Origin of the sequence: Parabacteroides faecalis (genome assembly GCF_022809355.1) — a bacterium.
Taxonomy (GTDB): domain Bacteria; phylum Bacteroidota; class Bacteroidia; order Bacteroidales; family Tannerellaceae; genus Parabacteroides; species Parabacteroides faecalis.
Genome location: NZ_JAKZMM010000091.1, coordinates 1 through 6,342 on the forward strand (window position 1 = coordinate 1; position 6,342 = coordinate 6,342).

8 protein-coding genes are annotated in these 6,342 nt (G+C 38.4%); 4 read left to right on the forward strand and 4 right to left on the reverse strand.

The features are described from left to right. Positions 1-188: 188 nt before the first annotated feature. Both MUN53_RS17990 and MUN53_RS17995 read right to left on the reverse strand, forming a co-directional pair. Positions 189-374, reverse strand: a complete 186-nt coding sequence (locus MUN53_RS17990) for a hypothetical protein (RefSeq protein ID WP_146334836.1) — start codon at positions 372-374, stop codon at positions 189-191. 30 nt (positions 375-404) lie between these two features. Next, the gene (locus tag MUN53_RS17995; RefSeq protein ID WP_146334838.1) at positions 405-1,385 is read right to left on the reverse strand and encodes a replication initiation protein; all 981 of its coding nucleotides are present in this window, start codon (positions 1,383-1,385) and stop codon (positions 405-407) included. Positions 1,386-1,837: 452 nt separating this feature from the next. Here MUN53_RS17995 and MUN53_RS18000 point away from each other — a divergent pair, with 452 nt between their 5' ends. From MUN53_RS18000 to MUN53_RS18020, 4 genes are all read left to right on the forward strand, one after another. Further along, a complete protein-coding gene (locus MUN53_RS18000; RefSeq protein ID WP_005812757.1) occupies positions 1,838-2,104 on the forward strand; it encodes a hypothetical protein in 267 nt (88 codons plus the stop codon). Continuing rightward, entirely contained in the window at positions 2,097-2,366 is a 270-nt protein-coding gene (locus MUN53_RS18005; protein ID WP_032530137.1) for a Txe/YoeB family addiction module toxin, read from the forward strand. Before MUN53_RS18000 ends, MUN53_RS18005 begins: the two co-directional genes overlap by 8 nt. A 587-nt stretch (positions 2,367-2,953) precedes the next feature. Next, positions 2,954-3,556: a BfmA/BtgA family mobilization protein gene (locus MUN53_RS18015; RefSeq protein WP_243326785.1), complete on the forward strand. Its 603-nt coding sequence runs from the start codon at positions 2,954-2,956 to the stop codon at positions 3,554-3,556. Next, positions 3,553-4,452, forward strand: a complete 900-nt coding sequence (locus MUN53_RS18020; RefSeq protein WP_243326786.1) for a DUF5712 family protein — start codon at positions 3,553-3,555, stop codon at positions 4,450-4,452. Before MUN53_RS18015 ends, MUN53_RS18020 begins: the two co-directional genes overlap by 4 nt. 83 nt (positions 4,453-4,535) lie before the next feature. On the opposite strand, the gene MUN53_RS18025 is transcribed toward MUN53_RS18020, so the two are convergent. Together MUN53_RS18025 and MUN53_RS18030 are read right to left on the reverse strand one after the other, a co-directional pair. Then, entirely contained in the window at positions 4,536-5,846 is a 1,311-nt protein-coding gene (locus MUN53_RS18025; RefSeq protein WP_243326787.1) for a hypothetical protein, read from the reverse strand. Further along, a partial coding sequence (locus MUN53_RS18030; protein WP_245406181.1) for a hypothetical protein occupies positions 5,843-6,342 on the reverse strand: 500 nt, incomplete at its 5' end. The genes MUN53_RS18025 and MUN53_RS18030, both read right to left, overlap by 4 nt.

Here is a 6,342-nt window from a genome sequence, read left to right on the forward strand (position 1 = left end):
AGGCTGTTTCAGCCCATTCCCCGACAGGCTTCCCTGCTTTTCGGCAATATATTTTTATTTCTTCGAGTATGTTTTTAGGTACTCTTAGAGTTGATGTCTGTATATTTGTCTTTTCTTGCATATCAATGATTTATGTGCAAAAATATAAAGAATATATTTAGTAATATACATATTCTACAAAAAATATATTATTGCTTTGTTATGTGTACATCTACAAAACAACCACCGAATCCAGATAAGGCGTCTGGTTGCGTATAAGTTACTGTTACAAGGGTTTGTCCCATGAATGTCTCAATCTTGTCTATGACGGCTTCCATTGGCTTGCCTAAGCCTGTAGCTTCAGCAGATACCAAAATCAAATCTCCTTCTTTCATATCTTTGTTTATTTTGATTGTGTGACAAAATCAAATCTTCTTTCTATCTTTAATCTTTCCCTTGATAGCATTGATTATATAACCTTTTGGGTTTTTCTTTTCCCTTGATTTCCCTTTTAGAATGGCGAGTTCATTAAGGAAGTCCGGAAGTAAGGTTTGTGCTGATATAAACAGATCCAGATTGTTCTTAATCTCTTTATCTGAAAACTCAATCGAGTTTTTAAGATAACTTCTTATTTCCGGAGTTAACGACCAGCTTAAAGCTGTCTGTTTTTGAAGGTCGTGTTTTTCCAAATCACTGTCACGGTGTTCTGGTTGATATACTGGATAAAACTTTATGGCCGTTATCTTTCGTCCTGTTTTGAGCGGTGTGTACTCAAAGGTATAAGGGCTGACTTCATCAAGCTCTTTTTTTGCAGCTTCTACTACTTTGCGCATGAAATCATTTATTCGCTCATACTTATCTGCCACACAAAACATTTCCTTTAGCTGTTCTATAGAGTATATCAGAGGAGTTTTCTGGTTGCTCAGCAACTCATAAAAGCGCATTGAAAACTGGCTCTTAAAGCTCATGGCAGCTTTCAATTCGTATTTTCTGAAGCCTTTGGAGAAATCAAGTATGCAGTCCCATACACGTGGGTGCACCTGAAAGGACAAGACTGAAGAACGTTTTCGTATATAAGGCAAGGCTATGATAGATATACTTTGCCAGATTTCATCATCTTCATACTCAAAGATCTTTCGCTGAAGCGACTGTAGGGCTTCTTTTACTCTTGCATAATTTTTGTCATCCTCTCCATTAAGCAGGCAGGCAATAGGCATGGTTATATTTACGCAACTGAAAAGATCATGCTCTATCTTCTGACAGTTATCAGCGAACTTTATACCTTGCAGCTCTCCTTGAGCCATTTCTACAAGACGATAAATGATACGCTTTTCGTACACGTTAAAGTCATATTTTGCAGTAGTCATAATATAACTTTGGATAAGGTCTTTGTTTACTATTGCCATAATTATCAGTGTTTTGCGCAAATGTAAGTATTAAAAACGACTTTAACAAATAAAAGTCGTAGATTATGTGGTTAGTATTCAAAAAGTCGTAGTTAAACTTTGAAATAGTATTCAAAAAGTCGTAGTTAGTATTCAAAAAGTCGTAGTTAGATTCTTATTGTTGTTTATAATTCATTGTTTATTAGATTGTTAAAAGATGTTTTTCAAAAGTTGATAAGCATATAACAAGTAATGCTTAAAAACAAGTCATAAAATTTTAGTCAGAATGTGGCTTCCAAACCTCCGAATCCGCGAAAAACGACTTTTTGAATGTTTGTGAAAGCAAAGCAAAAGCCAGCGCAGCGTTCTTTGAGGAACGAACTTTCCGCGCGTGTACACAAATAAGTACACAAAACTTTTGTTTTATTGGTTTTTATCCCTATTTTTGCAGTGTAAACCAATATATTAGAACTATGCAGATTGTTACAACACGCGAATTTCGTGCCAATCAGAAGAAATACTTCGAAATGGCAGAGACGGAAACGATCCTGGTCTCCAGACGCAATGCGGCACCTATCATGGTGTGTGCAGTCAGAGAAGGTGATTTTCCTTCAAAGGAAGAACTTGCGGCCATCCAGAGAGGTATTGAAGATATCCGGAACGGAAATACCTTCAGAATGGCTAAAAACGAGTCCCTGGACGATTTTCTTAACCGTATAGAGGGCGAAGGCAATGTATGAGATAGAATTTTCCAAAGAAGCGGTAAAACATGTCCTGTTAATGAGAAAATCCTCTCCGCAGCTTTTCAAGAAGCTGGAGAAGCTGCTTGATGAACTCCGGGAACACCCATATACGGGTACAGGGCATCCGGAACAGTTGAGATACCTGGAGGGTGTATGGTCAAGGCAGCTGGACAAGAAGAACCGTATCAGGTATATGGTCAACGAGACTACTGTAATTGTATTTATCATTTCAGCCTGGGGACATTATGACGACAAATAAAACAACAAGAAAACAAGTTTCTTTTCGTTTACGTGAGGATTTATTAATGGCTTTAAAGGAAGACGCGAGAAAGGCTAACAAAAGCCTGAACAGTTTCGTAGAAAGCATTCTGGCAGATGCAATGTTGAAGAGAACCAATGAGGGTAATAACGTACTCATAAAAAACGATACAGAGGTTTAGTAAGGGTTTTGGGCACTCGTCGGGACGGGTGGTCCCGCCCCTTGCCGTGCGGCGCTCCCCGACCGATGAGTTTTTTGTGGTGTTCCGGACACGTTCTGTTGTGCGGTTTTGTTGGGTAATTCTGTTGGGTACCTGTTGTGCGGTTTTCGTGGGTGTTCACGTGTGTGGGATAGGTTCTATCTCTCCCCGTCCCCTTTGCTAATTTCGCGCTGGGGAGGGTGTTCGATAGAACAGCAAGAGGAAACCGGGCAAGCCCTGTTTTTTCCTCTTGCCCTACGGGGTTTTTAGCTGTAAATCAGCTATTTAGAAAATTATACTAATATAATTTGGTTATAATGAATAAATATACTATCTTGTAAACCAATAAGTTAGTATATTAATTCATTATAATAAGCCTTATAATATCATGGAAAAAGACAGCAAAACAACGGTAGCAGTAGAACGTACTACTTTTACTAAACTTGACCGTCTGGCCAAGGCAAACAATGTGTCAAAAATGGAGTTCCTTACACATGCTATAAACTATTTTGAGAAGTACGGTATAAACCCGGTCGAGCATGAAAGCCCAGCACAGGAAATGCAGAAACTTATCAAGCGCATGGATCAGGTATTCGCATTCCTGAAGAAACAGGAAACGGATCTTGTGCGTCCGGCTTGTGAAGCTCTGGCCGGAGCCAGCACACAGATAACCATAAGCCTTTCATCCTTACTTTCGGAAGAAAAGTTCAGGCGGTTCCTGAAGGAGAACAGTGAACTTTTCATCGAGGTAATGAACCAATCCAGCGAAAAGGGAAAAGCTATTGACAGAGCTGAAAGAGCGGTACGGGATTCTGATGCAGTTATCAGGAAGAACCAGCAGGCCATTTTCAAGCGGATAGAAGCCAACGAAACAGCACAACTTAAAGCCATGCAACATATAGTTTCCTTCCTCGATGCAAAAGGAAAGACCGGGCTGCTCGATGATATAAACAAGGTCTATGAGAGGGAAAAGGAAAGGAGGGGACTATGAATATAAAAATTCAGGGTGGCGGTTCCGGAACCTATGCCAATACAGGGAGCTGCACAGGAGTAACGACCTACCTCCAGCATGAGGATCTGGAGCGCATGAAGAACGGCCAGGAAGTGCAGCCGTTTTTCAATAACTCACGTGACTACATAAGCGCACAGGAAGTAACCTTCAAAATAGACAACAACAAGGCAAAATTAAGCCGGAACGATGCGAAGTTCTATGTGATCACGGTAAGCCCTTCCAGCCGGGAGCTGGAGAAAATGGGCAAGACAGAGAAGGAACAGGCTGAAGCCATGAGAAAGTATGTCCGTGATGATGTGATGCAGCACTATGCGGAAGGGTTTGGAAAAGGCCTGAACAAAGAGGATATCGAGTATTACGGGAAGATCCATTTTGAGAGGAAGGGAGCCGACCGGTACGACATGCACGCACATATCATCGTCAGCCGGAAGGACAGGAGCAACACCAGGAAGCTAAGCCCAAAGACCAACCACACCGGGAAGAAGAACTGCGGAAACGTGAAGGGAGGTTTTGACAGGACAGATTTTTTCCGAAAGTGTGAATCTTCATTTGACAAGCGCACAGGGTATGACCGGGCCCCGGAACAGACCTTCGACTATCTCAATACCATGAAGAACGGAAGCCCGAAAGAAATATTCCAGAAAAAGGAGTGGGCAGAACGTGTGAACCATGAACGGCTTGAGAAAATGAAAGCCGAATGGAGCCGGGATCTTCAGGAACCACACCAGGAACAAGGCCGGGAAGAAATCCAACAACAGGGAAACAGTATTTCCCAAGTTCTGGATATCAACCAGGCACCACAGCGGAAGAAGCAACAGGAGGAAGAACTCGACCAGCCCAGGAAGAAAAGCCGGGGTTTTGGAATGGGTATGTAATTTTAGATAACTTACCGCTTGGTAGGTGCTTACCTTCTGCATCTAAAAAACAGAAGGTAAGCATTCTGATTGATGTTTTTCCCTTAATATAAATCTCCTTTTATGGTTGTAAATGTATATGTTTCTGTTTCTAAGTCCAAAATTATTTGGACTGTTATATTTTCTTTTGAAGGATATCCATTGGGGTATCCTCCAAAATAATGAGTGGCATTAAAGTTTATATTATATGTATATCCATCATGGTAAGTTATTTTGGGTTCTCCAATAACTCTATAGTCAGGATATTCTTTCATCTTTTCATGAAATTGTTGTATTATAAAGTTGTCATTTAAATAAAGTTCTTCTTTTTGCTTGATTCTTTGTTCTCTTTCAAATTCTTTCTCTAATGGTGTTGTTTCGTGCTCAAAACTTAAATCTATTTCTCCGTTTTCTTTCTGAGGATAATATTCTATTTTTCTTGTAGCTATAGCAATGAGTTCATGTAGACTATTGAATATTTCTCTCTTTGTCCAATTTCCTCTTTCATCATAAGTATATTGGGCGTAAGTTTCATGCTGGTTATTTTCAGTACTATCTACATCTAATATATGTACTAGGTCTCCGTTATCATTCCTTTCATATGTTGTCAAAAGGTTGTTGTCGTATTTTACATAGTTATAAGATTTTTTTTGTTTCCATGTTTTTATATCTTCCAAGATGTATGTAGGTATAGTATCGGTTATTACATTTAGATCTTTGATGTGTTTAGATGTAATCTGACCATTCTCATTAATTTCATATTTTTCTAATAAAATCCTTTTCCCTTGTCTTATTTCAATCTCTGTGTATTTATTATTACCATTATTTTTGAATAACATTATTGTCGTATCATTTATTGCTTTGCCAGAAAAAGGATCTTTTTTATATTCTACTTTAATTGTTTTAGTCTTATAATTATTTTTATCTCTTTCTATAATAGTCTTTGCATTAAGACTGTTTTCATTACCATAATACTCTTCTATCTTAAAAGGAAAAACATTCTCATCCTTATAATAGTATTTTTTATAGTCTGAGACATTTATAAAATCTGTTTCTTCTGATAATGTTATTATATCTTTAGAATGTTTTTCTACAATCAATCTACCTGAGTTATCATATGAATAACTAGTAATTTCTTTCCCCTTGATTTCTTTGAGCAAATTTTTGTGATGATTAAACTTAAAAATAGTTGTATTAGAGCTAGTTTTTCTGCCATTCTGAATATCAAAATCTTCTTGTATAATTAGACAAACATTGCTCTTTAAATTCATATTATCACAGTCTGTCGTGTCCTTTAAAGGTTTAATATTTTTACATGAGCTTATAAAAAATAATATAGCAAAAATATTACATGCCACTAAAATTCTCTGATTCATCCTTTCCATAATTCTGTATTTACTTTTATTTTTCCGAATGTTTTTTGTTCATCACGTACCCGGCACAGTTCCCGGTATGCTTTTTCCTTATACTCCTGAAGAACTTTGATTTCGTTACGCAATCGGTTGTTTTCTTCCTGAAGAACCTGGAGCTCTTTTGCCTGTTCTTCAGCTTTCATTTCAGCACGTACCTTTTCTTCAGCTGCCTTTGCGATAAGTTCCGGGGCCGGAAGCTGTATCTGCTTTTGTGCCGTTATAAATTCGCTCATAAGCATACACAAGGCTTCTACCTGGTTTCTTTCCTTCTCGATGTCTGGAGGAACAGGAAGAAATGGTGTTGTTTCCTTGTCATAGATGTCGAAGTCGTTCTTTTCTATGAATTTCCAGGCTGTTTCAGCCCATTCCCCGACAGGCTTCCCTGCTTTTCGGCAATATATTTTTATTTCTTCGAGTATGTTTTTAGGTACTCTTAGAGTTGATGTCTGTATATTTGTCT